Source organism: Bradyrhizobium sp. BWC-3-1 (assembly GCF_032917965.1).
Lineage (GTDB): Bacteria > Pseudomonadota > Alphaproteobacteria > Rhizobiales > Xanthobacteraceae > Bradyrhizobium > Bradyrhizobium canariense_D.
On the sequence record NZ_CP136625.1, the window covers coordinates 5,320,170 to 5,346,510 of the forward strand.

Annotated in this window: 34 protein-coding genes and 1 pseudogene; 12 read left to right on the forward strand and 23 right to left on the reverse strand. The window is 63.6% G+C overall.

Annotation, left to right across the window (positions count from 1 at the left end):
• Positions 1-11 precede the first annotated feature (11 nt).
• The 5 genes from RX329_RS25945 to RX329_RS25965 form a co-directional block, all read right to left on the reverse strand.
• Entirely contained in the window at positions 12-980 is a 969-nt protein-coding gene (locus RX329_RS25945) for a branched-chain amino acid ABC transporter permease (RefSeq protein WP_007592084.1), read from the reverse strand.
• A 1-nt stretch (position 981) separates the two neighbouring features.
• Entirely contained in the window at positions 982-1,845 is an 864-nt protein-coding gene (locus RX329_RS25950; RefSeq protein WP_018459151.1) for a branched-chain amino acid ABC transporter permease, read from the reverse strand.
• Positions 1,846-1,917: 72 nt separating this feature from the next.
• Complete coding sequence (locus RX329_RS25955; protein WP_018459152.1) at positions 1,918-3,141, reverse strand: ABC transporter substrate-binding protein; 1,224 nt, start codon at positions 3,139-3,141, stop codon at positions 1,918-1,920.
• A 33-nt stretch (positions 3,142-3,174) separates the two neighbouring features.
• A complete protein-coding gene (locus RX329_RS25960; RefSeq protein WP_007609233.1) occupies positions 3,175-3,921 on the reverse strand; it encodes an ABC transporter ATP-binding protein in 747 nt (248 codons plus the stop codon).
• A complete protein-coding gene (locus tag RX329_RS25965; protein WP_085352889.1) occupies positions 3,914-4,669 on the reverse strand; it encodes an ABC transporter ATP-binding protein in 756 nt (251 codons plus the stop codon). Before RX329_RS25965 ends, RX329_RS25960 begins: the two co-directional genes overlap by 8 nt.
• 336 nt (positions 4,670-5,005) lie before the next feature.
• On the opposite strand from RX329_RS25965, the gene RX329_RS25970 reads away from it, so the two are divergent.
• Entirely contained in the window at positions 5,006-5,689 is a 684-nt protein-coding gene (locus RX329_RS25970; RefSeq protein ID WP_018459154.1) for a PAS domain-containing protein, read from the forward strand.
• Positions 5,690-5,692: 3 nt separating this feature from the next.
• Here RX329_RS25970 and RX329_RS25975 read toward each other — a convergent pair whose 3' ends face one another.
• Entirely contained in the window at positions 5,693-6,067 is a 375-nt protein-coding gene (locus RX329_RS25975; RefSeq protein WP_085352888.1) for an ArsC family reductase, read from the reverse strand.
• A gap of 107 nt (positions 6,068-6,174) precedes the next feature.
• Between RX329_RS25975 and RX329_RS25980 the strand changes: the two genes are divergently transcribed.
• The 3 genes from RX329_RS25980 (at position 6,175) to RX329_RS25990 (ending at position 8,178) form a co-directional block, all read left to right on the forward strand.
• Complete coding sequence (locus tag RX329_RS25980; protein WP_018459156.1) at positions 6,175-6,546, forward strand: tRNA-binding protein; 372 nt, start codon at positions 6,175-6,177, stop codon at positions 6,544-6,546.
• A 213-nt stretch (positions 6,547-6,759) separates the two neighbouring features.
• Positions 6,760-7,392, forward strand: coding sequence for a TetR/AcrR family transcriptional regulator (locus RX329_RS25985; protein WP_085362174.1), 633 nt, complete (start codon positions 6,760-6,762; stop codon positions 7,390-7,392).
• Positions 7,393-7,395: 3 nt separating this feature from the next.
• A complete protein-coding gene (locus RX329_RS25990) occupies positions 7,396-8,178 on the forward strand; it encodes a sulfite exporter TauE/SafE family protein (protein WP_085352886.1) in 783 nt (260 codons plus the stop codon).
• 2 nt (positions 8,179-8,180) lie between these two features.
• Here RX329_RS25990 and RX329_RS25995 read toward each other — a convergent pair whose 3' ends face one another.
• The 9 genes from RX329_RS25995 to RX329_RS26035 all read right to left on the reverse strand — a co-directional run bounded on the left by RX329_RS25995 (position 8,181) and on the right by RX329_RS26035 (position 13,416).
• Positions 8,181-8,885 (reverse strand): glutathione S-transferase family protein, encoded by a 705-nt coding sequence (locus tag RX329_RS25995; protein ID WP_085353053.1) that lies wholly within the window; start codon positions 8,883-8,885, stop codon positions 8,181-8,183.
• A gap of 93 nt (positions 8,886-8,978) precedes the next feature.
• The gene (locus RX329_RS26000) at positions 8,979-9,122 is read right to left on the reverse strand and encodes a hypothetical protein (RefSeq protein WP_162847292.1); all 144 of its coding nucleotides are present in this window, start codon (positions 9,120-9,122) and stop codon (positions 8,979-8,981) included.
• 113 nt (positions 9,123-9,235) lie between these two features.
• Positions 9,236-9,901, reverse strand: a complete 666-nt coding sequence (locus RX329_RS26005; protein WP_085352885.1) for a DUF429 domain-containing protein — start codon at positions 9,899-9,901, stop codon at positions 9,236-9,238.
• 34 nt (positions 9,902-9,935) lie between these two features.
• Positions 9,936-10,283: a carboxymuconolactone decarboxylase family protein gene (locus RX329_RS26010; RefSeq protein ID WP_085352884.1), complete on the reverse strand. Its 348-nt coding sequence runs from the start codon at positions 10,281-10,283 to the stop codon at positions 9,936-9,938.
• A gap of 3 nt (positions 10,284-10,286) precedes the next feature.
• Complete coding sequence (locus tag RX329_RS26015) at positions 10,287-10,808, reverse strand: RNA polymerase sigma factor (protein WP_085352883.1); 522 nt, start codon at positions 10,806-10,808, stop codon at positions 10,287-10,289.
• Entirely contained in the window at positions 10,805-11,014 is a 210-nt protein-coding gene (locus RX329_RS26020) for a DUF2892 domain-containing protein (RefSeq protein ID WP_085384884.1), read from the reverse strand. Before RX329_RS26020 ends, RX329_RS26015 begins: the two co-directional genes overlap by 4 nt.
• A 98-nt stretch (positions 11,015-11,112) precedes the next feature.
• Positions 11,113-12,297 carry a serine hydrolase domain-containing protein gene (locus RX329_RS26025; protein ID WP_085352882.1) on the reverse strand — a complete coding sequence of 395 codons (1,185 nt, stop codon included), beginning with the start codon at positions 12,295-12,297 and terminating at the stop codon, positions 11,113-11,115.
• A 74-nt stretch (positions 12,298-12,371) separates the two neighbouring features.
• On the reverse strand, positions 12,372-13,064 hold the full coding sequence (locus tag RX329_RS26030) for a GNAT family N-acetyltransferase (protein WP_085384875.1): 693 nt from the start codon (positions 13,062-13,064) through the stop codon (positions 12,372-12,374).
• A 4-nt stretch (positions 13,065-13,068) separates the two neighbouring features.
• Positions 13,069-13,416, reverse strand: coding sequence for a Lin0512 family protein (locus RX329_RS26035; RefSeq protein ID WP_026233749.1), 348 nt, complete (start codon positions 13,414-13,416; stop codon positions 13,069-13,071).
• 162 nt (positions 13,417-13,578) lie between these two features.
• Between RX329_RS26035 and RX329_RS26040 the strand changes: the two genes are divergently transcribed.
• The 3 genes from RX329_RS26040 to RX329_RS26050 all read left to right on the forward strand — a co-directional run bounded on the left by RX329_RS26040 (position 13,579) and on the right by RX329_RS26050 (position 15,323).
• Positions 13,579-13,932: an MmcQ/YjbR family DNA-binding protein gene (locus RX329_RS26040; RefSeq protein WP_317244444.1), complete on the forward strand. Its 354-nt coding sequence runs from the start codon at positions 13,579-13,581 to the stop codon at positions 13,930-13,932.
• A gap of 75 nt (positions 13,933-14,007) precedes the next feature.
• The gene (locus RX329_RS26045; RefSeq protein ID WP_085362173.1) at positions 14,008-14,880 is read left to right on the forward strand and encodes a bifunctional helix-turn-helix transcriptional regulator/GNAT family N-acetyltransferase; all 873 of its coding nucleotides are present in this window, start codon (positions 14,008-14,010) and stop codon (positions 14,878-14,880) included.
• 56 nt (positions 14,881-14,936) lie between these two features.
• Entirely contained in the window at positions 14,937-15,323 is a 387-nt protein-coding gene (locus RX329_RS26050) for an ester cyclase (protein ID WP_026233750.1), read from the forward strand.
• Positions 15,324-15,345: 22 nt separating this feature from the next.
• Here the strand turns inward: RX329_RS26050 and RX329_RS26055 are convergent, their stop codons facing one another.
• On the reverse strand, positions 15,346-16,566 hold the full coding sequence (locus RX329_RS26055) for an MFS transporter (RefSeq protein ID WP_085352878.1): 1,221 nt from the start codon (positions 16,564-16,566) through the stop codon (positions 15,346-15,348).
• A 420-nt stretch (positions 16,567-16,986) separates the two neighbouring features.
• Here RX329_RS26055 and RX329_RS26060 point away from each other — a divergent pair, with 420 nt between their 5' ends.
• Positions 16,987-17,448: a cupin domain-containing protein gene (locus tag RX329_RS26060; RefSeq protein WP_317244445.1), complete on the forward strand. Its 462-nt coding sequence runs from the start codon at positions 16,987-16,989 to the stop codon at positions 17,446-17,448.
• A gap of 31 nt (positions 17,449-17,479) precedes the next feature.
• Here RX329_RS26060 and RX329_RS26065 read toward each other — a convergent pair whose 3' ends face one another.
• Together RX329_RS26065 and RX329_RS26070 are read right to left on the reverse strand one after the other, a co-directional pair.
• The gene (locus tag RX329_RS26065; protein WP_018459172.1) at positions 17,480-18,058 is read right to left on the reverse strand and encodes a membrane protein; all 579 of its coding nucleotides are present in this window, start codon (positions 18,056-18,058) and stop codon (positions 17,480-17,482) included.
• A gap of 105 nt (positions 18,059-18,163) precedes the next feature.
• Positions 18,164-18,697 carry a TetR/AcrR family transcriptional regulator gene (locus RX329_RS26070; protein ID WP_249809373.1) on the reverse strand — a complete coding sequence of 178 codons (534 nt, stop codon included), beginning with the start codon at positions 18,695-18,697 and terminating at the stop codon, positions 18,164-18,166.
• A 119-nt stretch (positions 18,698-18,816) separates the two neighbouring features.
• Between RX329_RS26070 and RX329_RS26075 the strand changes: the two genes are divergently transcribed.
• Entirely contained in the window at positions 18,817-19,314 is a 498-nt protein-coding gene (locus tag RX329_RS26075; RefSeq protein WP_085352876.1) for a peptide deformylase, read from the forward strand.
• A gap of 59 nt (positions 19,315-19,373) precedes the next feature.
• Positions 19,374-19,655, forward strand: a pseudogene (locus RX329_RS26080) (GFA family protein); the annotation flags it as partial.
• A gap of 361 nt (positions 19,656-20,016) precedes the next feature.
• Here the strand turns inward: RX329_RS26080 and RX329_RS26085 are convergent.
• Genes RX329_RS26085 through RX329_RS26095 form a run of 3 tightly spaced genes read right to left on the reverse strand, consistent with a single transcriptional unit; the run spans position 20,017 to position 21,895 of the window.
• On the reverse strand, positions 20,017-20,379 hold the full coding sequence (locus tag RX329_RS26085) for an ArsR/SmtB family transcription factor (protein ID WP_018459176.1): 363 nt from the start codon (positions 20,377-20,379) through the stop codon (positions 20,017-20,019).
• Positions 20,379-21,041 (reverse strand): SRPBCC family protein, encoded by a 663-nt coding sequence (locus tag RX329_RS26090; RefSeq protein ID WP_085352875.1) that lies wholly within the window; start codon positions 21,039-21,041, stop codon positions 20,379-20,381. The genes RX329_RS26085 and RX329_RS26090 overlap by 1 nt, the downstream gene beginning before the upstream one ends.
• Before the next feature lie 56 nt (positions 21,042-21,097).
• The gene (locus RX329_RS26095; RefSeq protein WP_085352874.1) at positions 21,098-21,895 is read right to left on the reverse strand and encodes an AraC family transcriptional regulator; all 798 of its coding nucleotides are present in this window, start codon (positions 21,893-21,895) and stop codon (positions 21,098-21,100) included.
• A gap of 125 nt (positions 21,896-22,020) precedes the next feature.
• On the opposite strand from RX329_RS26095, the gene RX329_RS26100 reads away from it, so the two are divergent.
• A complete protein-coding gene (locus RX329_RS26100; RefSeq protein ID WP_085352873.1) occupies positions 22,021-23,571 on the forward strand; it encodes a carboxylesterase/lipase family protein in 1,551 nt (516 codons plus the stop codon).
• Between the two features lie 7 nt (positions 23,572-23,578).
• On the opposite strand, the gene RX329_RS26105 is transcribed toward RX329_RS26100, so the two are convergent.
• Complete coding sequence (locus RX329_RS26105; RefSeq protein ID WP_094183363.1) at positions 23,579-24,835, reverse strand: serine hydrolase domain-containing protein; 1,257 nt, start codon at positions 24,833-24,835, stop codon at positions 23,579-23,581.
• Positions 24,836-25,072: 237 nt separating this feature from the next.
• On the opposite strand from RX329_RS26105, the gene RX329_RS26110 reads away from it, so the two are divergent.
• Entirely contained in the window at positions 25,073-25,423 is a 351-nt protein-coding gene (locus RX329_RS26110) for an ethanolamine utilization protein (RefSeq protein ID WP_085352872.1), read from the forward strand.
• A 90-nt stretch (positions 25,424-25,513) separates the two neighbouring features.
• Here the strand turns inward: RX329_RS26110 and RX329_RS26115 are convergent, their stop codons facing one another.
• Positions 25,514-26,272: an SDR family oxidoreductase gene (locus RX329_RS26115; protein WP_085352871.1), complete on the reverse strand. Its 759-nt coding sequence runs from the start codon at positions 26,270-26,272 to the stop codon at positions 25,514-25,516.
• Positions 26,273-26,341 lie beyond the last annotated feature (69 nt).

Consider the following 26,341-nt stretch of genomic DNA (forward strand, 5'->3'; position numbering starts at 1 on the left):
ATATCAACGACTTACAGCGACCGCCGGAAGTAATGCGCGATTTCGCCGATGACGCCACGGCGGAAGGTGAGCACGCAGATCACGAAGATCGAGCCCTGGATCACGGTCACCCATTGACCGAACCCCGCCAGATATTGCTGCATGGCGATGATCACGAAGGCACCGACCACGGGACCGAAGACGGTTCCGAGTCCGCCGACCAGCGTCATCAGCACGACTTCGCCCGACATCGACCAGTGCACGTCGGTGAGCGAGGCATTCTGCGCCACGAAGACTTTCAGCGCACCGGCAAAGCCGGCCAGCGTGCCCGACAGGACGAAAGCCAGGAACTTGTACTGATCGGTGCGGTAACCCAGCGAGATCGCGCGCGGCTCGTTCTCGCGGATCGCCTTGAGGACTTCGCCGAACGGCGAGTTGATGATGCGGAAGATCAGCAGGAAGCCGGCGAGGAAACCGACCAGCACCACGTAGTAGAGCACGGTGGGCTTGGTCAGATCGAAGACGCCGAACATGCGTCCCTGCGGAATGCCCTGGATACCGTCTTCGCCATGGGTGAACGGCGCCTGGAGGTAGATGAAGTACAAGAGCTGCGACAGCGCCAGCGTGATCATCGAGAAATAGATGCCCTGGCGGCGGATCGAGATATAGCCCGTGATGAGCGAGAGCACGAAGGCACCGGCGACCCCGACGAGGATGCCGAGTTCCGGCGGCAGCGCCCATACTTTCAGCGCATGCGCGCTGCAATAGCCGGCCGTGCCCAGGAACATCGCATGGCCGAAGGACAGTAAACCGCCGTAGCCGATCAGCAGGTTGAAGGCGCAGGCGAGCAGCGCGAAGCACAGCGCCTGCATCACGAAGAACGGGTAGACCCCCGTGAATGGCACCGAAGCCAGCAGCAGCGCCATCACCACGAACACGATCATCTCGTCGCGGATCGCGCGCGGGGTTACCGGCAGCGTGTCGTCCGTCAAGGCTGTCATATCAGGCCGCCCTTCCCGTCAATCCCGTTGGCTTCACCAAGAGCACCAGCACCATCAGCACGAACACGACGGTGTTGGAGGCCTCGGGGTAGAAATATTTGGTCAGGCCTTCGATCACACCGAGCGCGAAGCCGGTGATGATGGAGCCCATGATCGATCCCATGCCGCCGATCACGACCACCGCGAACACCACGATGATGAGGTCGGCGCCCATCAACGGCCGCACCTGGTTGATCGGCGCCGACAGCACGCCGGCGAGTGCTGCAAGGCCGACACCGAGGCCGTAGGTCAGCGTGATCATGCGCGGCACGTTGACGCCGAAGGCGCGCACGAGCGTCGGGTTTTCGGTGGCGGCGCGCAAATAGGCGCCGAGCCGCGTCTTCTCGATCAGGAACCAGGTCGCGATGCAGACCACCAGCGAGAAGATGACGACCCAGCCGCGATAGACCGGCAGGAACATGAAGCCGAGATTCATGCCGCCCTTGAGCTGGTCCGGAATGGCGTAAGGCAGGCCGGAGGAGCCGAAGTAGTTCTGAAACACGCCCTGCACGATTAGCGCAATGCCGAAGGTCAGCAGCAGGCCGTAGAGATGATCCAGCCCGGTCAGCCATTGCAGCATGGTCCGTTCCAGGATCATGCCGAAGATGCCGACGATAACAGGCGCAAGCAGCAACGCCCACCAGTAGTTGATGCCGCCGAGGTTCAGCAGGAAGTAGGCGACGAACGCGCCCATCATGTAGAGCGCGCCATGGGCGAAATTGATGATGTTGAGCATGCCGAAGATCACGGCAAGCCCGAGACTGAGCAGCGCGTAGAACGAGCCGTTGATCAGTCCTACCAGTAGCTGAGCGTAAAGAGCCTGCATCGATCCCGCACCTGGTCCCTTCGGCGTTCCCTGAAAGTCGCCCGCAGGCCTGATGGCCTGCGGGCGGTTAGCTTACTTCTTCAAGAGCGCGCACTTGCTCTCGGACAGCGGCGTGAAGGCCTGGTCGCCCGGCACCGTGCCGACCAGCTTGTAGAAGTCCCACGGTCCCTTGGACTCGGAGGGCTTCTTCACCTCGAACAGATAGGCATTGTGGATGGTGCGGCCGTTGGGCTGGATCTCGCCCTTGCCGAACAGATCGTCTTCCGTCGGCATCGACTTCATCTTCTCGACGACCTTGACGCCGTCATGCGGGTTGCCGCCGAGCGCTTCCAGTGCCTTGAAATAGTGACGCACGCCCGCATAGACGCCGGCCTGCACCATGGTCGGCGGCGCGTTGTTCTTCATCTTCTCGGCGAAGCGCTTCGAGAACGCCCGGGTCTGGTCGTTCATGTCCCAGTAGAAGGTCTCGGTGAAGTTGAGGCCCTGTGCGGTCTCGAGCCCGATCGCCTTGACGTCGGTGAGGAACAGCAGCAGCGCCGCGAGCTTCTGGCCGCCCTTGACGATGCCGAACTCGGCCGCCTGCTTGATCGTGTTGGTGGTATCGCCGCCGGCATTGGCAAGGCCGATGATCTTGGCCTTGGAAGCCTGCGCCTGGAGCAGGAAGGACGAGAAGTCCGGCGTGTTCAGCGGGTGCTTGACGCCGCCGACCACCTTGCCGCCATTTGCGGTAACGACAGCGGTGGTGTCGCGCTCCAGCGCCGCGCCAAAGGCGTAGTCCGCGGTCAGGAAGAACCACGTGTCGCCGCCGGCCTTCACCAGCGCCTGGCCGGTGGTGTGGGCCAGCATGTATGTGTCGTAGGTCCAGTGCACCGTGTTGGGCGAGCACTGCGCGTTGGTCAAATCCGAGGTCGCCGCGCCCGAGTTGATATAGACGCCGTTCTTTTCCTTGATGACGTTGTTGACCGCGAGCGCCACGCCGGAATTCGGCACGTCGACGATGAGGTCGACCTTGTCGACGTCGAACCATTGCCGCGCGATCGCGGTGCCGATGTCGGGCTTGTTCTGGTGATCACCCGAGATGATGTCGATCTTCCAGCCCTTCGCAGCCAGACCGGAATCTTCAATGGCCATCTGCGCGGCGAGCGTCGAGCCCGGCCCGCCGAGATCGGCATAGAGCCCGGACTGATCGGACAGCGCGCCGATCTTGACGGTCTTGTCCTGCGCGAAGGCTACGCCCGCGGTGGTCACGGCCAGAGCCGTGCCGAGCAGAAACGACGCAATCGACTTTGTCATCATGCTACTTCCCTATGAATCTTCTTGTTGGCAGTTCTAGACACCGAGATAGGTGTGGAGCTTGTCCATGTTGGCGGCGAGCTCCGCATTGGAAAATCCGTCAATGATCTTGCCGTGCTCGACCACGTAATAGCGGTCAGCGACAGTGGATGCGAACCGGAAGTTCTGCTCGACCAGGAGGATCGTAAAACCCTCCTTCTTGAGCCGCGCAATGGTGTGGCCGATCTGCTGGATGATGACGGGCGCGAGACCCTCCGTCGGCTCGTCCAGCATCAGGAAGTTCGCGCCGGTGCGCAGGATGCGCGCGATCGCGAGCATCTGCTGCTCGCCGCCGGAGAGTTTGGTTCCCTGGCTGTTGAGCCGTTCCTTCAGGTTCGGAAACAGATCGAAGATCTGCTCGAGCGGCAATCCGCCGGGACGCACCACCGGTGGCAGCAGCAGGTTCTCGCGGACATCGAGGCTGGCGAAAATTCCCCGCTCTTCCGGGCAGAACGCGATTCCCATCCGCGCGATCTTGTCCGAGGTCGTGCGGATGATGTCCTGGTTATTGAACTTCACCGAGCCGGTGCGCTTGCCGATGATGCCCATGATCGACTTCAGCGTGGTGGTCTTGCCGGCGCCGTTGCGCCCGAGCAGGGTGACGACCTCGCCCGCGTTCACGTCGAAGTTGATCCCGTGCAGGATGTGGGACTCGCCGTACCAAGCTTCGAGGTTGCGGACCTGGAGGAGGTTGCCGCCGCTCGCGGCCTTTGCGGGAGCTTCCGCCGTTGCAGTCTCAGCCATGACCGGCTCCCAGATAGGCTTCCTTGACGCGTTCGTCCTTGGTGAGCTCGCTGTAATGGCCTTGCGCCAGCACCTGGCCGCGCGTCAACACGGTGATGATGTCGGAGAGATTGGCAACGACGCTCAGATTATGCTCGACCATCAGGATGGTGTATTTCGCGGAGATGCGCTTGATCAACGCCGCGATCTTGTCGATGTCCTCGTGGCCCATGCCGGCCATCGGCTCGTCCAGCAGCATCATCTCCGGGTCGAGCGCGAGCGTGGTTGCGATCTCCAGTGCGCGCTTGCGCCCGTAGGGCATCTCGACCGCGGGCGTATTGGAAAACTCGCTGAGGCCGACATCGTTCAACAGCTCGCGCGCGCGATCGTTGAATTGGTTGAGGACGGACTTGGAGCGCCAGAAATCGAAGGAGCTGCCGTGCTGGCGCTGAAGCGCGACGCGCACGTTTTCCAGCGCGGTGAGATGGGGAAATACCGCCGAGATCTGGAACGAGCGAACCAGCCCCAGGCGAGCCACGTCGGCGGGCGCCATCGCGGTGATGTCCTGCCCCTTGTACAGGATTTTTCCGGCAGACGGTTTGAGGAACTTGGTCAAAAGATTGAAGCACGTCGTCTTGCCGGCGCCGTTCGGGCCGATCAACGCGTGAATGCTCCCACGGCGAACCTTGAGCGCAACGCCGCGGACGGCGAAGAAGCCCGCGAACTCCTTGGTCAAGCCTTCCGTTTCGAGAATGAACTCATCGGCCAAACAGTTTTCCCCCTGCCCGCACAACGCGCGTGGCTATCCTTGTTGCTTCGGCTTTCCGGAGGCCCTTGGAGCCACTCCCTGGAGCCCATCCGGAACGCCGCCTCCGGGCGCGGAATATGCCGGAGGTGACGGGGGTTAGGCAAGGCGGAAAGCTGAGCAGGTCAGGCCTCCGGCCGGGAGACTTATGCTCCCTTAGTCGGACATGTTTTGTTGTCGCGCCTGCCCGGCTTCCCGGTTCGCAAAGCGCCGGTCATCAAGCCGTCGTTAACGGTCTTTCGTTCCATGCGCCAGCCTTCATAGAAAATTTTCCCGCAGCGAGGATCATGCGCGGGTTTCATGCGTCCGGAATTTCTATTCGCCGGGAATATTGTCTTGGATTTTGCAAGCGCGGCTCCTTCCGTGGTCAAGTCGATCAGGCAGCGTGATCTCCTGAACACGTGGCTGCGGCTCTATGCGCGCGAGCAGACGGCCCCGGCGATCTGGGAGTACCAGCCTGCGCGGCTCGAGGAAGAGCTCTCCGATCTGATCTATTATACGGTGGATGCGTCGATGCCGACACCGCGTCTGACCATCCAGAGCGAAGGCACGCGCATCTCGCGCGCCTATGGACACACCGGCAAGGGCGTTCTGCTCGACGACTATATCGGGCCGCGTCTCGCGCCCCTGGTGATGCCGGTCTATCATGAATGCGTGGCGCGTGGGCTGCCTGTCTACAGCGTTGCCGACGTCGATGACATCTACGGCCGTATCGTCGCCTATGAGCGCCTGCTGCTGCCGTTCCAGAGCGACGGCAAGGTCTGTCACATCATCGCGTCGCTCAAGACCTTCTGCGAGGACGGCGGCTTCGAGATCAAGAATCTGATGCGCGGAAATGACGCGCTGCCGCGCCCGAGATTGCGCGCGGTGATCGACCACGACCTGTTCCATCGCACCCCGGGCCGCATCGCGCCGGCCGAACTGGTCGAGTTCGCGGACCAGCAGGGCTCAGGTGTTCCCACCGAGATCATCGAGCTGAACTAGCGGTCAGCGCGATTTGGCGGCGGCTTCCTTGGTCGTGACTTCCTTGACATAGATCTCCGGCTTGAAGCCGACCAGCAGCTTGCCGCCGACTTCAAGCACCGGCCGCTTGATCATCGATGGTTGCGCTAGCATCAACGCCAGCGCCTTTTTCTCGGAGAGGCCTTCCTTGTCGGCATCGGGCAGCTTCTTGAAAGTCGTGCCGGCGCGGTTGAGCAGCGTCTCCCAACCGACCTTCTCGCTCCACTGCTTGAGCTTGTCCTTCTCCACGCCCGCCGTCTTGTAGTCGTGAAACGCGTAGGCGACGCCATGGCTGTCGAGCCAGGCGCGCGCCTTCTTCATGGTGTCGCAGTTCTTGATGCCGTAGATGATGTTGGGCAAAGCGTTCCTCGCGCATGCGTCGTATCGTGATCCCAAGGCGTTGTACGCAACTCCGGTTCGCGCGACAATATTGCGAAAACGATGCCAGCTCTTCGAACGGACACTCCATGCACGTCACCCACGATCCAGCCGCGACCGCATCGCCGACCATCGACTTCGACACTTTTCTCGCGGTCGATATCCGCGTCGGCACCATCGTCGATGCAAAGCCGTTCCCCGAGGCGCGCAAGCCGGCCTGGCGGCTGTGGATCGACTTCGGTCCCGCGATCGGCGTGCGCAAGAGCTCGGCGCAGATCACCGAAAATCATCCGCTTGAAACGCTAGTGGGCCAACAGGTGGCTGCGGTCGTGAATTTCCCGCCGCGCCAGATCGGCCCCGTTGTCTCGGAGGTGCTGACCCTCGGTTTCCCCGATGCCGACGGCAAGGTCGTGCTGGTGCAGCCGAGCAAGCCCGTGCCGAACGGCGGACGGCTGTTCTAGGACCGCGCGCTCAAGGGGCGTTTCCTGGCCGCCGGGGGCGCCTTTGAAGGTTACCTCCTGTTTCCCGGCCCCCGGTTCCTCGGGCTTGACCACGATACCCTTTCATAATAAAAATGACTGACTGATCGTTTTTTATCATATCAGGTGTTGCGAAGCCGCTTGTCCTGCAGAACGACTAAAACGATTGATTTGTCATTTTTTTGTGGATGGCGAATGCCGAAAATCAGCGACAAGCAACGTGAAGGCCGGCGGCAGCAGATTCTCGAAGCCGCCCTTGCCTGCTTCGCCGAGGACGGTTTTCACCAGACCGGGATGGCCGACATCGTCAAACGGTCGGGGCTGAGCCACGGTGCGGTCTATCTCTACTTCCAGAGCAAGGACGATCTGATCGAGGCACTCGCCGACGACCGGCATCGGCGCGAGGCCGTGCTCAATTCGGTCGCGCAAGGATCCGGCGATCCGATCGAAGGACTTCACGCGCTGGTCGGCGTCTACGCGCAATGGCTCACCGACTCCGCCGGCGAAGCGCGCCGCCGTGTCGGCATCCATGGCTGGGCCGAAGCCCTACGCAACCGCCGCGTCCGCACCAGCGTCGTGGAAGGCATCGACATGCCCCGCGCCCTGATCGTCGCCCTGGTCGAGCGGGGCCAGCATGACGGCCTCATCAAACGCGATCTCGGTGCGGAAGCGATCGCGCGCGTGCTGATCGCGATCTTCCAGGGTTTTGTGCTGCAAAAATGCTGGGGCCAGGATTTTGACATCGAGGCCTGCATGGCGGCCGTGACCGGCGTGATCGATGGATTTCGCACCACAAAGGCCGACGTCAAGCGACGGACCAGGAGCTGAGCGATGTCGTGGGTCCATGACCTGCTCGCAGGCATTGGGGTCGGCCTCATCGGCGGGCTGACATCGGGCTTCATGGGCACGAGTCCCGGAGGCGGCCTCGTGATTTTCAGCGTACTGCTACTGGGCGCCGAGCAACACGTCGCCCAGGGGACATCGCTGATCACGCAGGTTCCACCGACGGGACTCGCGGGCGTTCGCCGCTACTGGCAGAGCGGCAATCGCAGCCCGTTGCTGTGGATCGTCTGGATCGGCATCGGGTTTCTCTTCGGCGGTGCCGGCGGCGGCTACGCTGCGGCCGCAGTGTCCGACTCGGTGTTGCAATGGACCTACGTCGTCTATCTCGTCGCGCTGATCGCTCTCCTGATCCTGCGCCGCGACCGCGAGGAGAAAAGCAATGAGACCTGCGACCGAGACAAGCTGCCTTGGCTGCCGCTGCTCCTCATCGGCATGCTTGCCGGATTTTCCTCCGGCTTCATGGGCATCGGCGGTGGGCTCGCGATCACCGTCGGGCTCGCGGCGGGCCTGCGGGTGCCGCAGCATCAGGCCCAGCTCGTCAGCCTCGTCTTCTCGGTCATCCCGACCAATATTCCGGCGGCCTGGATCTACTGGAGCAAGGGCCTCATGGTCGGCTGGCCTGCCATCATCGGCATCCTTGCCGGCCTCTGGGTCGGCACCGATCTCGGCGCACGCGCGGCTAATGGCGTCAGCAAATCGGTGCTGCGCCGGGTCATGATCGCCCTCATCTTGCTGATGGCGCTCTACATGACCCAAAAGGCGCTAACCTGATCTCACGGCCGCTTCGGAATGTTCAGCCCGCGCTCGACCGCCGGACGCGCCAGCCCGCGGTCGAGCCAGGCGGGGACGGATTTGAACTGGCTGAACTCGACGAGATCGCGGGCGCCGTAGAACCCGATGAGGTTGCGCACCCAGCCGAGCATGGAGATGTCCGCGATGGTGTAATCGTCGTCCATGAACCATTGCCGGCCGGCAAGATGCATCTCCATCACCCCGAGCAGCCGCTTGGCTTCGCCCACGTAGCGCTCGAGCGGCCGCTTGTCCTCGAAGTCCTTGCCGGCGAATTTGTGGAAAAAGCCGACTTGGCCGAACATCGGCCCGATGCCGCCCATCTGGAAATGCAGCCACTGGATGGTCTGATAACGGCGCGCGGCGTCCTGCGGCAGCAGCTTGCCGGTCTTCTCCGCGAGGTATTGCAGGATCGCCCCGGACTCGAACAGCGGCAGCGGCCTGCCGCCGGGACCATCGGGATCGAGGATCGCCGGGATCTTGCCGTTCGGATTGAGCGAGAGGAATTCCGGCGTCTTCTGGTCATCCTTGCCGAAATCGACGAGATGGACTTCGTAGGGAAGCCCGATCTCTTCCAGCATGATCGAGACCTTGACGCCGTTCGGCGTCGGTAGCGAATAAAGCTGGAGCAGCTCCGGGTGCTTGGCCGGCCAGCGCTTGGTGATGGGAAAGGCGGACAGATCGGACATCAGGACCCCGGCTTCGTTCATGAGATGCCGCCTAGTCTAGGCGAGCGGACGAACGACGCAAGGTCGAGTAGTCAGGTCATTTTCCCGTACAGGTCACAATGGCCGCAGCAAATGGTTGGTGGCGTGCATCACATCGCGCTGTGCGCGTTGCTCGATGAAGAGCTGGCCGGTGACGAGCAGTGCTCCGGTGAAGACGAGCGCAAGCATCGCGGTCGCGAACTGACTGACATCCCTCATCGGACGAGCTTCTCCGTGTTCGGTTCGCACGAGGAACGCGGGCCAGCCGTCGTCTGTTCCTGCAAGCTTCAAATAATTGCAGCTTTTTCCCGGCTCCTCGCACCCCGACGGCCTCAATAATTGATCTCCATCCGCAAGCCCCGCGGATCGGTCTCCTCCCCGCCGAACCGCTGCGTGCTGTCGCGTGCCGCGATCGCGCAGGCACAGGCGTCGATCAGATCGTCACCGCCGATGCCGGTGCTATGTCGTTGAGTCAGCCATGTCGGCAAGCGCCCGAAGCCGCGCTGCTGCAGGAGTGCGATGCGCTGCCCGCGGCCCTCCGCCGATGTCTTCTTTGCAAGCCGGACCCGCCCAGCCAAATTCCAAAAAATCAATTCCGGATGCGCTTCGCCGATGGTCGCCTGCCGCGCCGGCGTCATGATCGCGTCGACGTCCCTGATCTTGTCCCTGATGTTCCAGAGCTGCGCCGATACGCCCCTGCCCTTGCCCTCGCGCTCCCAGTAGTGGCGATTGGCTGCCGCCATATCGGCGAACGTCCAGAGATCGCGGCGGGCGCCGAGAAACACGGCGGGACCGACCAGCTCGCGTGCGCGCAAATCGCAGATGCGATAACCACTCCATTTCAATCCGATCGGCATGTCGATCATCGCCCCGGCATGCGGCAGCGCGAGCAGCCGCGCAAGACCCGGCGAATAATCAAAGCCGTGATCGCCGCGCTGGTCGATCCAGGCGACGACCCAGCCGAAGCGAAATCCGTCGAGGCCGAGATAGTTTGGCAAGTTCCTGATCTCTGCGGGACATCCGCCCGCTCCTCTATCCCAGTTCCTCGCCCCGATGTCGCTCGAACAGGCGCTGCGCCAACAACGCATGGCCGAGCGTGCCGCCGGCGCGAACCGCGGCCGCAATCAACGCGGCTTCCGCGACTTCTTCTCGCGTTGCACCGGCCTTCGCCGCCTGCGCAGTGTGCACGTCGAGGCAATAGGCGCATGGCGTGGTGAGCGCGACCGCGAGCGAGATCAGCTCGCGATATTTTGGCGGAATCAATCCGTCCTTGCGCTCGACCGCGTGGTTGAACGCAAGGAACGCGTTGGCCTCGACCGGCGCGAGCGCCACGAAGGCCGGGATAGATTTCAGGTCGTCACGTCTTTGATAATCGGTCATGGCTCATCTCGTCAGATATTCGCGCATCAGGGCGCGGGCGCGATGCAGACGTGCCTTCACGGTCTGCCGGGTCGCGCCGAGCGCGACGGCGATCTCGTCGATGGTCATTTCCTTGACGTCGCGCATCAGCGCGACGTCGCGGTAGTGCGGCGGCAGCGCCTCGAAGGCCGCCGCGATGTCGATCCGCAAATCGGCCTCAGGACGCGACAGCAGCAGCGCCTCCGCCTCTCCGTCGTCGATCGCCGGCGCGAGGCCTGCCTTGCGGGCAAGCCGCAGGCATTCGCGGCGGACCACACTGAACAGCCAGGCCGAAAACGCCAGCCACGAGCGGATCGTGCCGACATGGCGAAACAGGATCCACAGCGCCTCCTGCGTCGCATCCTCGGCGTCCGCCGAGCTGCGACAGGTGGCGCGGGCGTAGCGGCGGATGTTCGGTTGCGCCGTCTCGAGCAGAGACGCGATCGCCTGGGGATCGCCGAGGCGCGCGGCCTCGAACAGGTCCGGCGAGATCCCGGCCGCGCTCACGACGCGCCTCCTCTTCCGATGCCGGCCATCGCGCACATCGGACAATAGCCGACGAGGCCGGTCAGTGCGAAGCCGGCGCCGCCGAGCGCAACCAGCCACGCCGCAGCGCCGGTAAGATACACGAATGTCGCGACCGCCACCGCGACGCCTAAGGCGATCCGCACGGCCTGATGCAGGCCGCCGATGTTCTTTCTGTAAAATGTCATCACATCCTCCGAGATGAGCCGAAGCAAAATGCCTCGACCGTCAAGAGAGGGCGCGACGACCGGAAAGGATTCGCGGCAACCTGCAATTTTTTTCGCGATCAGCCTCCGACGGCCTGATAGGCCAGACGCTTGAACTCGAAGAAGAACGGATTCCAGAAGCCCATGTAGCGCTGCGTCATCAGCACACCGGCGGTATTGGCCTGCGGGCAGATCCACCAATGGGTGCCGGCGAGGCCGCCCCACTGGAATTCGCCGGTCGAATTCGGGGGATCGAACGGCATCGGCGCGAAGGTGACCGCGCCGCCGAGGCCAAAGCCCTTGCCGGGGATCGGGCCGAGATTGGCGAAGCGGATGTTCTCGCCGGCGGGCAACTGGTTCGTCATCATCTGCCGCAGCGTCTCCGGCTTCAGCAGAGCATCCGAGCCGGGAAGCAGCGCCCGTATCAAAGCGAGCATGTCGGGCAAGGTCGAGACCAGTCCGCCGCCGCCCGACAGCCGCGGGAATTGCCGCCGATAAGCCTGCGGATAAGGCAGGTCGTCGGCCCGGGTGAGGCCGGGCTTCATGGGATCGAGGACATCCGTGCCGTTGTAGAGCGCGACCAGCCTGCCCTGCTGCGCGTCCGGCACGTGGAAGCCGGTGTCGGTCATGCCGAGCGGCTCGAAAATGCGCGCCTTGAGCACGGCGTCGAGCGGCTTGCCGGAGACGACCTCCACGACACGCCCGAGCACGTCGGTCGCAACCGAATATTCCCAGGACGCGCCGGGATGAAAGGACAGCGGCAGATCGGCGAGCTGGTCGATCATGTCGGTCAGCGGCGTCAACGGATTGAGAACGCGCGCCTCGTTATAGCTTTTGAACAGCACCGTGCCGGGATCGAAGATGCCGTAGCTGAGGCCGGAGGTATGGGTCAGAAGCTGCCGGATCGTGATCGGGCTCTTCGCCGGTTCGACGTCGGCAAGGCTCAAAGCGCCCGGCTTCAGAACCTTGCGATTGCCGAGTTGCGGCAGGAATTTCTCGACAACGTCATCGAGCCCGATGCGGCCTTCCTCGGCCAACAGCATGATCGCGCAGGTGACGAAGATCTTGGTATTGGAGAAGGCGCGAAAAATGTGATCGGGCCGCAGCGCGGTGCTGGTCTCGCGATCGGCGAAACCGACGCACTGCTGATCGACGACCTCGCGGCCCCGCAGCACCGCCCAGGATGCACCCGGAATGATCTCCTGATCGACGTAACTCTGCATTGCTGTCCGCGTGGCGGAAAAATCAGGTGTTCTGGCGTCCATGTGTTTCCCCAATGATGGTTGGGATCGATATAGCGTGAATTCGCCAGATATGAAGCCTGACCGGACGGCGCGGCTCATCTCTGCTTCATGAACGCAGTCACGTGCAGGCGGCGCCGAGTCCGCATCCCCTGCCGCTGGTACAGCGCGATGGCCGACGAGTTGCTCGAGAACACGTGCAGGAACGGAATTTCGCTGCGCGCCTCGATCTGCCGCGCGACCGCCGCCAGCAGCGCCTGCGCGTAGCCCCGCCCCCGATGATCAGGGTGGACGCAGACGGCCGTCATCTCGACGAAATTGCCCGGCTTCATGCGCTCGCCGGCCATCGCGACCAATTCGCCGCCGGCGCGGATGCCAAGAAACGTCCCGAGTTCGTGCGTGCGCCGCGCGAATGGACCGGGCTTCGTCAACTCCGTCAATGCCATCATGGCGGGAACGTCGGCTGCACCCAGCCGGACGATCTCGGCATCGCGAAGCGGGCTATCGGCCGGGGAGCCGATCATCTGCTCGCAGGGTCCGGCCAGCACGACCTTGAAACCGGCGGGAACGTCGACGGCCTCGGGTGTGAACAGCGCGGCGACCTGCGAGCCCGACAGGAGATTGCCGAGCTCGGCAAAGCTCGTCTCGGACATGTCGACCATGTCGGCAAAAGGCGTCACGTCCACCGGATAGCGCAGCGCTCCCGGGCCACCCTCGGCCAGATGTTTGTGGCTGGTCGTCAGCGCGCTCCAGATCGGGCGATCCAGTAGGGTCACGTCACCGTCGGACACCGGCCTAGTCCTTATCGAAGCTGACGATGACGGCGGCATTGGCGATGAGGATGGGGTCGTTACCCTGCTCCGCAGCCGAGGGAATCTCCAGCCCGCCCTTCACCGCGTTGACGGTGACGGTGCCGTAAGGCAGCTCCTTCGCGACCGCGTCCTTGTCGACGGCTTCGGGATTCGGCACCGCGATCGTGACGTCGACGAACATGTCGTTCGCAGTCTTGTCGATCATCCGGAAGAAGCCGAGGCTCGAATGCCTGATGGCATCAGAAACGGCACGCTTCGCCGCCTTGGTGGCGTCCCTGCCGTGCACGTCGACGCCCATCCCCATCTCGGTGATACAGCGAATGCGAGCCATGACCTTATTCCTGTGACTGATTGAGTGATGTGGAGTGTGGGGGATCGGACGGCACGATACAAGTGGGGTCGTTCCTCTCGTATCGCGGACGCGGTGCGGCACGCAGAGGCGCTCCATCGTTGCGGCGTTGCAAGCCGCCTACGCTGTGCTATCGCTTAGGCGATGACTCCCAAAACTTTCGAAACCCGCTGCCTGCGCCTGCCCGCCGTCACCAAGGTGGTGCAGTGGGAGGGTACCTCCGTGTTCAAGGTCGGCGGCAAGATGTTCGCACTCGGCGGCGGCTTTACCGCGCGCTCCGGCGGCTACATGTTCAAGGTCTCGAACATGGCCTATGCCATGCTGATCGAGCACGGCCTTGCGCGGCCGGCGCCCTATCTGGCGCGCGCCAAATGGGTGCAACTCGTCGGCAACAACGCGCTGCCGGACGCCGAGCTCACGGCCTATCTGGCGCAGGCGCACGCGCTGATCGCGGCGAAACTCACGCGGAAATCCCGCAAGGTCCTGGGCCTGGATTGAAGCGCAGTTCGCTGGTGAAGCGAAAACGTGCACTGATTGACTTCGATGATATGTCTGACTAAAGTCAGATATATCATGCTCGACCCTGTTTCCCGCGTCCGCCGCTTCAATCGTGCCGTCACGTCCGCTGTCGGCGCGCTCGACACGTCATTCCTGGGACGCGGGCGGCCACTGGGGGCGGCGCGCGTGCTCAACGCGATCGGGCATGGACGTTCGGACGTGGCCGAGATTCGCGACTATCTCGGCCTCGATTCCGGCCTGATGAGCCGCCTCCTCCGCTGCCTCGAGGACGAAGGGCTGGTCGAGACCAATGCGCATGAGGACGATGCGCGCCGTCGCGTCGCGACGTTGACGCGTGCGGGCCGGCGCGAGTTCGCGGCCTACGAGGCGCTGTCGAATACGCAGGCCGAGGGCTTCCTCGCCCAACATGCGCAACGCGAGGCGCTGCTGGCGGCGATGGATTTGGTTGCTTCCGCGCTGACGCGCGAGCGCGTCACGCTGGACGAGATGGACCCGCGGAGCGAACAGGCGCGCTATTGCCTCGGCGAATATTATGGCGAGCTCGGCCGCCGCTTCAAGCAGGGGTTCGACGTCTCGCTGTCGCGCGATCCCGACGCCAAGGATATGCGCCGCCCGCGCGGCACGTTCATCGTCGCGATGTCGGACACGCTACCGGTCGGCTGCGTCGGGCTCAAGGGCACCGATCACGGCTATGCCGAGATCAAGCGGCTGTGGGTCGCACCGGCGGCGCGCGGATTGCGGCTTGGCCGGCGTCTGATGGACATGACCGAGGATGCTGCGCGCGGGCTCGGCATCAAGCTATTGCGGCTCGACACCAACAGCGCCCTGGCGGAGGCCAGCCAGCTCTACCGACGAAGCGGCTGGAGCGAGATCCCCCGCTTCAATGACGATCCCTACCCGGACCTGTTCTTCGAAAAACGTCAGTGAGCGCCTGCGCCGATTGCCCTGTTGCTGCGTTATGGCCGAAGCCGCAGGAGCACGCCATGACCAGGTCCGACCTCGCCGACATCTACCGCAATTACATCGCCTGCCTGAACCGGCAGGATTGGCCCGCGCTCGGACAGTTCGTCCACGATGATGTCGCCCACAATGCGCGACCATTCGGACTGTCCGGCTATCGTGCCATGCTGGAGCAGGATTTTCGCACAATTCCGGATCTGCATTTCAACATCGAGCTGCTGGTCTGCGATCCGCCCCACATCGCCGCCCGGCTGAAGTTCGATTGCACACCGGCTGGAACGTTTCTGGGGCTGGATGTGAACGGCAGGCGCGTGTCCTTCTGCGAAAACGTGTTCTATCGATTTCGCGACGGAAAAATACGGCAAGTGTGGTCCATCATCGACAAGCCCGCGATCGAGGCGCAGCTCTAGTGCTGCGCCTCGATGAACTTGCTTACGCCGCCGCCGGCGCCAACTCCGCTCGCGGCTTCGGGAACGGCTTGAAATTCATCGCCATCAGGAAGGCGCCGAGGCCCATCGCCCAGGAGGCGATATAGAGCCAGGCGTAGCTCGAGAACGCATCGTAGATCAGGCCGCCGGCGAGCGGGCCCGTGGCCATGCCGAGACTGCCGGCCATGGCGGTGCCGCCGATCACGGTGCCCATCATCTTGAGCGGGAAATTTTCGCGGATCAGCACCGCGTAGAGCGGCATGGTGCCGGCATAGATGAAGCCGAAGACGGCCCCGACGGCGTAGAACGTCGCGAGCTGATGCGCGAAGACATAGGCGAGTGCGCCGAAGGCCTGCAACAGCAGGCCCGAGACGAGCACGCGCTTGGCGCCGAAGCGGTCACCCATCAGGCCGAAGGCGATGCGTCCGCCGAGGCCGGCAAAGCCTTCGATACTGTAGATCGTCACCGCCGCGACCAGCGGGATGCCGCAGCTCACGGCATAGGAGACGGTGTGAATGATCGGACCGGAATGCGTGGCGCAGCAGAAGAAATTGGTCGCGAGCAGGATCAGGAATTGCGGCGAGCGCAGCGCCTCTCCCATCGACATCTCACCTTGCACGGCGCCCTCGCCCGCAGGCGCGGCCAAGGCGTGCGCGAGCGCCGGCGGGCGGCGCACCAGGAACGAGACCGGGATCATGATGGCGCCGACCACCAGCGCCACGATCTGCATCGAGGTGCGCCAGTCATGGCCGGAGACGAGCCAGGCCGCGAGCGGCGCCATCGTCATCGGCGCCATGCCCATGCCGGCCGACACCAGCGAGACCGCGAGGCTGCGATGGGTGTCGAACCAGCCGGTCACGGTCGCCATCATCGGCGCGAAGATCGCCGCACAGGACGCTCCGACCAGAAGCCCGAAGACGAACTGAAACGCCAGCAGCGAGGTGGCGTGACTCGCCGCGAACAGGCTCACGGTCAGCACCGTCGATCCCGTCAGCACCACCAGCCGCGGCCCGAACCGGTCCGTCAACGTGCCCCAGACCATGCTGGTGCAGGCCATTGCCAGAAAGCCGATCGTCATGGCGCTGGAGATGCCGGTCACGGACCAGCCGGTGTCCTTTGCGATCGGCTGCAGGAATACCGGCAGCGAAAACATGCCGCCGATGGCGACGCAGCCGAGCAAGCCGCCCGCGGCGACGATCACCCAGCGATAGGAGGAAGCGTTCATTTTGGTCTCCCGTCAGATCTGTCTGGGTGGAAGACGAATGGGAACATGGTGGGCCGACAGGCCGACGCAAGTTTTTGCGGCACGCTTTTGTGACCTGCCAAACAAAAAACGCGAAAACAACCCCATGCACAGTAGCGGGGCGCTGTCGGATCAAGGACTTACAGCGCAGCTCTTTGCAGTGCGAAGGAAGACCCGCCGTTTGACTCGTCGGGCAAAACACCTGCATGATGGCATCATCCCGCCGCTATTGAATTCGTCCCGTCGCTAACGCGATCGTCCGCCTCCTCGCGCGCCATCCGGCCTTGCCGTGCGAAACTGGCCGTGCGGATGCGGCGAAATCCGTGACCGGGTTCGACGACGCGCCTGGCGCTCCGCGATGTGCCAGGCCACGCAACGCTAGAGAACTGCAGGGAAATGCTTATGCCGAAAATCGACATCGCTGCCGTACCCGCCCGCAAGGGCGCCGGCTACCCCGCGCCCTTCGATGCACCTTGCGCCGATCGGGTCCGGCAGCGGCTCGGCAATGCCGGAGGCTTGTCCGATTTCGACGTCAACCTGATGCGCTTGCCGCCCGGCAACTGGTCGAGCCAGCGGCATTGGCACTCGCATGAGGACGAATTCGTCTATGTCCTCGAAGGCGAAGTGACGCTGATCGAGGACAAATGCGAGATCGTGCTCCGCGCCGGTGACTGCGCCGCCTTCGCGAAAAACAGCGGCAACGGCCATCACTTGATCAACCGTTCGAGCGCCATCGCCCTCTATCTCGAAGTCGGCTCTCGCTCGCCCGACGATCTCACGATTTGCTCCGACATCGACATGATGAGCGCCAACTCCGACGGCCGATTCGTGCACAAGGACGGCACGCCCTATCCGGACGGGTGAGCGTCCGCGACAAGGCTTGAATGGCAAGGCTTCAAACAGCCGCGCTACGCCGCCACTCGCCGACCGTGAGCCAGACCGCCGAGACCAGGAAGTAGAGCGCACCGACTGCAGCATAGCCCGCGACATTCGCGATCGAGGGAATCGCGGGCATCGTGGCCTGAAAGATGAAGAAGCCGCCTGCGAGAGCCGACTGGCCCCCGCTGAGCACCATGGCCCATTGCGCGCCAAAACTCCGCCAGCGCTGGATGGCCGTTCCGAGTTGGAGCAATCCCGACAGGATCGCCCATGCCCCGAAGATTCCGAGCACCCGGTTCATGCTCATCTGCAAGGTCACAAGCACCGCGACGGTGGTCGCCAGGCTGACCACAACGTTCAGAGCCTGCGGGCGGCTTTGAGCGAGTCCGCCGCTGCGAACCGCGTCCGCGAAGTTGGCAGCGGCGTCCCATGCGGGATAGAGGACGAGCAAGGCGCCGGCGATCACTGGAGAAGAAGCCCCGGCGGCAAACGCAGCAGCGACCCAGGCAACCGAGAACGCCGCTCGCACGAAGTAATATTGCTTCAGCCATCGCTCGCGGTCGCAATGAACCGGATTCAATTGATATCGCGCCATCGCAGTCTCTCCTATACCTACTAGTTGGTAGTTTTCTTACACACAACGAAACCGTCTTCGATCCAGCCCACTTGCTGGCTATCGTCATCGTCTCGCCGATGTCTCTCAGTGCTTGTTGGACAGCCGGTCCAGCAGCGGGGTGGTAATCACACCGAACATCTTTGGATCGCCATAGGCACGCGCCGACAGCATGGCGCCGTGAATGGTCGCCATGAATCCTTCGGCCTCGACGCGGGCTGTGCCGGAGAGTTTGAGTTGCCCTTTCCGCTTGCCACGCTCCATGACGGCCGTCAGCCAGGAAGCCAAGGAGCGGAAGTGCGCACGGACTTCGAGCGCAACCTCCTCCGGCAGGATCGGAAGCTCGCTGGCCAGCAGCGCGCACACGCAGAACGGCGCTGTCGCATCATTGATGCACGCCTTCCAGTACGCGACATAGTTTTCGAGCTGGTCGCGCGGATCAGGGACATTGCGCTCGAGCGCGGACAGTCCCGCCTCGGCTTCGGCGCGGTAGCGCGACACGAGCGTGCGGACCAGATCGACCTTGCTGGCGAAATGATGGTGGATGCTCGGCTTGCGGATACCGACCACCTCGGCCACGTCGGCGTAGCTGAAACCATTGTAGCCGCCCGCGATGATCAAGCTGCGCGCGCAGGCCAGGATCTGTCGAGGAAACGTGGGTCATTGTCCCTAGCTACCTTCCAGTTGGTAGGGCGTCAAGAACGGGATGCTTCAACCATCCGTGAGTGCTAGGAGCTTGCATGACCATTCGCCCGATCGTCCGCTATCCCGACCGCCGGCTCGCGATGCCGGCTGACCCCGTCACCGCGTTCGACGATGCGCTCCGCGAGCTTGCAAATGATCTGCTCGAGACCATGCGCGCCGCGCCCGGCATCGGCATCACGGCGCCGCATGTCGGCGTGCCCTTGCGCGTCGTCGTGCTCGAGCTCGACGCCAGGGACGGTGCACAGACCTATGTCAATCCGGAGATCGAATGGGCCTCACCCGAGATGATCCTGCATCGCGAAGGCAGCGTCTCGATGCCCGGCGTCAACGACGAGGTCCAGCGCCACGCCCGCGTGCGGATCAGCTATCGGGATCTCGACGGCAGCATGCACAAAGAGGAGTCGGAAGCCTTGCGTGCTGTCTGCCACCAGCACGAGATCGACCAGCTCGACGGCATGTTCTGGATCCAGCGCCTGTCGCGGCTGAAGCGGGAGCGGCTGGTGAAGAGGTTCGAGAAGATGTCGCGCGAGTGAGCGGGCCGGCAAATATCCGGCTTGTGTGAAATCGCGCCGGCCCGTTGGGAGGGAGACGAATGACATATTCAGGTCGTTGTGCCTGCGGCGCGGTTTGTTACACCATTGCGTCCGCGCCGATCCGCGGCTTCCAATGCCAGTGCAGCGACTGTCAGCGCGATACCGGCAGCGGCCACAGCTCCATCTTCGTGTTCGCGCGCAGCGCAGTCGCGGTGACAGGCGAGGTGCGCGAAATCGAGCGCACTGCCGTCAGCGGCGCGGTCAAGCGCAAAGGGTTCTGTCCGAACTGCGGCTCGCCTATCTACAACAAGCCGGACGAGAAGCCGGACTTAATCGGCATCTATGTCGGCACGCTGGACGATGCCAGCACGTTGAAACCGTCCGTCGTGCTGTTCTGCTCGCGCGGATATGCCTGGGATCACCTCGATCCCGAGATTCCCAAACTCCCGGATGGCACCCGGGATCGCGCTGATTTCTTGCAGATTGGGGGACAGCCAATGGCGATGAGCTTCGAGCTATCGATGCTGCCCGCCGCAATCGTCTGGGGCTTTGTACAGCTCGTCGCCGCCGCGCAGGCCGCGAACCTGCAGTACGGCCTCAGATGGGCCGCCAGCCCGGGCGACACCGAGATGCCGCCGCTCAAGCCCATCCCCCGCCGGGCAAAGAACGGAAACGTCTCCATGAGGCGTGGCCGCAATGCCTTCACGCCCGCTTCCCGCTCCGCTTGCTCATTGGCGCGTTACGACGCTCGCGTTTGCCGCGCGCGATTTCCGTCGCCAGCGCATCCAGCTTCGGCTCCCAGAAATTGCGGAACTGACCGATCCATGCATCCACCGCTTGGAGGCCCGCAGCATCGACCGAATAGAGCCGTCTTTGCGCCTCCGCCCGAACCGTCGCGAAGCCGCTCTCGCGCAGCACCTTGAGGTGCTGCGACACGGCGGCCTGCGTGATCCCGAACTCCGCTCCGATCACTTCGACGACCTCGCCGGACGCCATCTCGCCGGGCGCAAGCAGCTCGAGGATGCGACGGCGGACGGGGTCGGCAAGGACCTCGAAGATTTGCATCAGCTTCCTGTGCCCGGATGCGCCACGTCGGGCGGCGTCTCGCCGCGATAGAAAGCGATGGTACGGTCCGACCGCTGTTTCGCGGACGCAGGATCCACGCCGCTTGCGACATGCGCTGCGCGCCAATACTCGCCGCTGCTCGTCATGAATTCCTTGCCCGCGGGAGAGCCCATCCATGCCTCGGCCGTCTCATGGTCGACCGATGCCCCGGTCGCAACATATCGCTCCAGCCCGGCAATGGCGAGATCCCAGCCGATCCCGACTGCCCCTGGACCGAACTGATTCCAATGATCCTCGATCATCGCGGTGTGCTCGAGCGTCAGCCGCGCCTGGCTTCGTTCTGCCGTCAGCTTGACGTCGATCCAGCTCATCGCGCCGCCGAATTCCCAGGTCGCCGCAAAATGGGTCGGCGGCGTACATGCCGTGATGGTCCCGCCTGCATTCCCCTTGAGCTGGTATTTTCCGCCGAGCCGGAGATCTCCCCCGACCGGCAAGAACCAGCGCGGAATGCGTTGCTCGCTGGTCACTGCGTCCCAGAGATCGTCGACGCTGGTCTCGTAAAGCCGCGTCAGTGTCACCGCACTGGCTGCCTTCCCGTCCTTCTCGAAATTCCTCACCGAACGCGTAACCAGCCCTAATACCCTGACGACGTCGATCTCCATGGCGCTCCTCCTTGTCGTTTCGTGCCAGGATTAATATCGGTCGACGCTAATATAAGTCAATTCTTATATTCAGGGAAAATACCGCTCAGATATTTCCCTGGTGGTTTCCCGAGCGCCTTCTTGAACATGGTGATGAAGGCCGCGACGGAGTCGTAGCCGAGATCGGCGGACACCTGCTGCACGCTCGCGCCGGACGTCAGCTCCCGCAAGGCGACGATCAGGTGCAATTGCTGGCGCCACCGCCCGAAGCTTAAGCCCGTCTCCCTGACCACGAGACGCGCGAGGCTGCTCTCGCTCAGCGCGACGCGATCGGCCCATTCGGCCAGCGTCCTGCGATCGGAAGGGTTTTTCGCCAGCGCCGCGGCAATCTTCTTCAACCGCGGCTCGGGCGAGAGCGGCAGATGCAGCTGCTGAACCGGCATGCGGGGAAGCTCGCGCAGCAGGACGCTCGCCAGAAGCTCCACCCTCGCCTCGTCATTCGCGATCTGATTGGCCAGCTCGACGATCACTTCACGCAACAGTGGGGAGATCGAAAGCGTGCAGCACCGATCCGGCAGGTCCACGACCTCAGGCTCGATGTAGACGAAAAACAGCCGGGCGTTTTCCGTCGCGAGGTTGCTGTGCTGCATGCCTCCTGGAATCCACACCGCGCAATGCGGCGGCACCATCCACAAACCGGTGGGAACGCGGCACGTCACGGCGCCGCCCAGCGCAAAGACAAGTTGCCCCTTGCGGTGCCTGTGATCGGGCACCTCGTCCTTGGTCCCGATCACGTCGACGCGCACGGCGATAACGGGCGCGGAGACATCATCCACATCAAGATCAGGCCATGGAAAACGGAGCGGCTGCCGCATGTTGCCGGTTTTTAGAAATTGATTGGCAGAACATCTAAATCGAGCGAAGAGGAATGTCGATAGGGTGCCGCCTGAACCTGCCCGGGGGCGTCCGGGCGCCGCCCACGCTATCGAAAGAAACGGCCATGCATGGTTTCACGAGTACGACAGCAGCCGGGCTGCAACGCGTGGTCCGCACGCAAGCGGGGGCCGTGCGTGGCGGCCCGCGCGATGCAAGCGGCGTGATCGCGTTCAAAGGCATTCCCTACGCAGCACCGCCGGTCGGGCCTCTGCGTTGGTGCGCTCCGCAGCCCCCGGAGTCCTGGGATGGCGTGCGCGATGCGCTTGTGTTCGGCGCGGGGTGTCTATCGGCGCTCGAAAACGACCCGCGGCCGGGACCACGCGACGAGGATTGCCTCTATCTCAACATCTGGACCGCGGCGAAGCACGCGGATGAGAAGCGGCCCGTGATGGTGTGGATTCACGGCGGCGGCTTTCAGTTCGGCTCCTCGGCGAATCCCGCAACCGATGGCAACGCGCTAGCAGCGAAAGGTGTCGTCGTCGTCAGCTTCAACTACCGCCTCGGCATCTTAGGCTTCTTCGCCCACCCCGATCTCGACGCGGAGGCGCCTTCAGGCAATTACGGCCTGCAGGATCAACTGGCGGCGCTGCGCTGGGTCAAGGCCAACATCGCCGGCTTCGGCGGCGACCCCGAGAACGTCACCGTGTTCGGCGAATCCGCCGGCGCCATGGCCGTCGGCATCCTGATGGCCTCGCCTCTCGCACATGGGCTGTTTCACAAGGCCATTGGACAGAGCGGCGCGTTCTGGGATGGCAAGCACGGCCCGCTTCAGGGCTTTGAAGAAGCCCGCGCGCGTGGTCTCGCTTTTGCCCGGCAACAGGACAACGCGTCGATCGCAGCTTTGCGCAGCATGCCGGCCGATCGGTTGAATGCAGCCGCGCCGTGGAGTTTCAGGACCAGCCCGGTCGTGACGGCCTTCTCGCCGAGTATCGATGGTCTTGTCGTTCCTGATGTGCCCGCGCGGCGCTTCCGGCGCGGCGAACAGATGTACATCCCGCTGCTGGCGGGCTGGAATGCGGCCGAGGAATTTCCTTTCCGTTCGCAGTCACTCCCCGACGAATCAGCGCAAGCCTTTCTCGCCGCGGCCGAGGCGATGTTCGGCAAGGAGCGCATGGCCGATTTCCTGAAGGTCTATCCCGCGGCGACCGATGCGGAGGCCAGGACTTCTGCGGCGGCGCTCACGGGCGACATCGTGGTCGGCGAGCAATGCTGGCAGTGGCTGCGATTGCATTGGCGCGGGGGACGCGCGCCAGTCTACGGCTATCACTTCAGCTATACCTCGCACTACACGCCGATCGCCTCGCACGTCACTGAAATCCCGTTCGTGTTCGGCACACTGACACCGCAACAGGTGATCGGCAGCTCAGCACCGCCGGCCGAACAGGACCGCGCTCTGGCGCGGATCATGATGAGCTATTGGGTGAATTTCGCTGCGCACGGGGACCCGAACGGATCGGGTCTGCCACCCTGGCCCGCCTATGACGAGACGGACGTTGTGCAGATCCTGGGCACGCCGATCGAAGCCCGCCCCAATCCGCAAGCCGCCCGCTTCCGCTTCCTCGCCAGTTTCAGGCAGGACGGCATTTTGCCGATGCGCTGGCGGGAGCTGCCGTAGGCGGACCTCACTCGCCCGCCATCAGCTCCTTCGCCAGCGCCATGTAGGCCGGCAGCGTCACGGGGTCGTTGGCGGCGTTGCCCGCTGCGGGGTGCGAGGCGTAGCGCGCGATCACCATCTCGGCCTTGGGATCGATATAGATGCCCTGGCCGTGAACGCCACGCGCCATATATGCGCCGTGGGCATTGTGCGTGACCCACCATTGATTGCGATAGGAGGCGCCGGGTAGCGTGGTGTAACCGGCGGGCTTGAATTTCTCGGGATCGCCACCGCGCGCGATGTCCTCGACGACAGATGAAGGCACGATCTGCCGGCCGTTGGAGCGGCCGTGATTGCGCATGGTCTCGCCGAATCGGGCGAGATCGCGCAAGCAGGTCGACAGGCCGCCGCCGCCGCTTTCGGTGCCGATGCGATCGACGTGGTAATGCGCGTCTTCCTCCGCGCCCATCGGCTGCCAGATGCGCTCGGAGAGCAGATCGGACAACGTCATGCCGCTGACGCGCCGGATGATCCAGGCCAGCACGTCTGTGTTGACGGTCTTGTAGGCAAAGACCTTGCCGTGCTCGCCCTGCTTCTTTTGCCCGACCAGGAAATCGAAGATGGTGGTCGCACCGTCATAGTCGGGTGGAATCGGCGCCATGCCGTTGGCGCGCCGCAGTCCCCACACATGCGAGTTCTTGTCGGTGTAGACTTCGGTGTATTCGAGCCCGGTGGTCATATCCATGACCTCGTGCACGCGCGCGTCGCCGAACGCGCTCGCCTTCAGCTCCGGCACATAGTCCGTGACGGGCGCCTGCGGATCGATCTTGCCCTCGGCGACCAGAATGCCGGCGAGCACGCCGGTGAACGACTTCGTCACCGACATCGCGATATGCGGCTTGTGCGGCTTCAACGCACCGAAATAGCGCTCATAGATCAGCTTGCCCCGATGCAGCACGGCGATGCCGTCGGTGTAGGTTTCCTCGAGCATCTTCGCGAACGTCATGGGCCGCCTGTCCATGGTGGTCGAGGCCGACGCATCGATGTCGTGGCCTTCCCGCGGCAACACCGATGCAGGCCCCGCGCCGCGCCAGACATTCACGGTCGGCACCAGCTGGCGGATGTTGCTCCATGCCCAGCGTAGCTCGGGGAAGCTGCGGAACGAACCATCCTGGAAGCTGATGGTGCGGTCCGGAGACGGCGGGAAGCCTTTCATCCAGCCGAGTGTTTCGGGATCAGTTTCGGCGGCGGTTGCGGGCGACTGACTCGGCGCGGTGGCAGACATGAACATTGGCTCCGGAAGCGAACGACGGGGGTTTCGTATCATGGAGATGCGTGGCGAACATCCAGTGTTTGCGCCGAGGCGACCGTCGCCGTGGGCTGGGCACCAATCGTCTCCTGCGCGCCAGCCATCGTCGCGCAATCTGCGTCAAACGGTCCCGCAAGGCGCGCTGAACAAAACACTTGCCTGAGGCTTCTATCGTCCTCAACCCGCCCACTTTGAAAAGACGGAAGACATCTCATGCAAGTTCGCAAGTTTGCCATCTCGGACGCAACGCTCGAGCGTTCGCCCGGCCAGGATGGCGACATATTCGTCGGCAACGTGATCGACCAGCGTCACGGCGCGCCGATCACCATCGGCTACGGCCGCTACGCGCCGAGCCAGATCCTCGACGAGACAATCGCCGTCGACGACGTCATGATCGTGCTCGAAGGGAAGCTCTCGGTGTCGAGCAACGCCGGCACCGTGACCGCCGGTCCGGGCGAGACCGTCCACATGCCCAAGGGCACGCAGGTCACCATTCGCTCGCATGAGCAAGGCGCCGTCACCGCCTATGTCACCTATCCGCACTGGCAGGAGGCGCACGGGTGAAGCAGGCCTTTCGCGCACTGCGCGCCCCGCTATCAATTGGCTCGATCGACGGCGCAGAGCCCCGTCGGTCGAGCCCGAGCGGATTCGTGGTCAGGTCAGGCGGACCGACATGCCGCCGTCAACCGTCATGGGGCTGCCCGTCATGAACGATGCCCGGTCGCTCAGGAGAAAAACCGCCGCCTGCGCGATCTCCTTGGGACTGGCCATCCGCTTCATCGGGTGGAGCCCGGCGATGAAATTCAGGGCGTCGGGATTTCCTTCGCCCGCCGCCGGGGTGATGGTCCCTCCAGGCAGAAGCGCGTTGACGCGAATGCCTTCGGCCGCATGCTCGGCGCCCAGTGATTGAGCCAGGCCGATCAGTCCTGCCTTTGAGGCTGCGTACGCCGCCATTCCCGGCAGGCCCCCGTTGCTGAAGCCAACGAAGGACGAGGTGAAAACGATCGAACCGCCGCCCTGCTTGCGCAGCGCCGGGATCTGCGCCTTCGCGCTGAGGAACGCCGAGGTGAGATTCACCGCAAGCACATCGGTCCAGTTTTCGACGCTCATCTCGGGGACCGGCGTCATCTCGCCGACCACGCCGGCATTGTCGAAAGCGCCGTCAAGTTTTCCGAAGGTCTCGACGGCGTGCTCGACAAGGCGGGCTGCATAGCCGGTGTCCCGAACGTCGCCCGCAAGAAAAGTCGCGCGCCCTCCGGCGCTCTTGATGCTTGCAACCACGGTCTGCAGCTCGGGGCCGCGACGCGCCCCGAGCACCACATCGGCGCCTTCGGACGCGAACAGCGACGCTGCGGCAGCACCGATACCGCTGCTGGCGCCGGTTATGATGATCGTCTTGTTGGCCAGTTCCACCGCGAGACTCTCCTGATGTCAAAAAGGAGCCGAACAAGACATCAGGCACCGGCGAGCTGCCACCCGTTT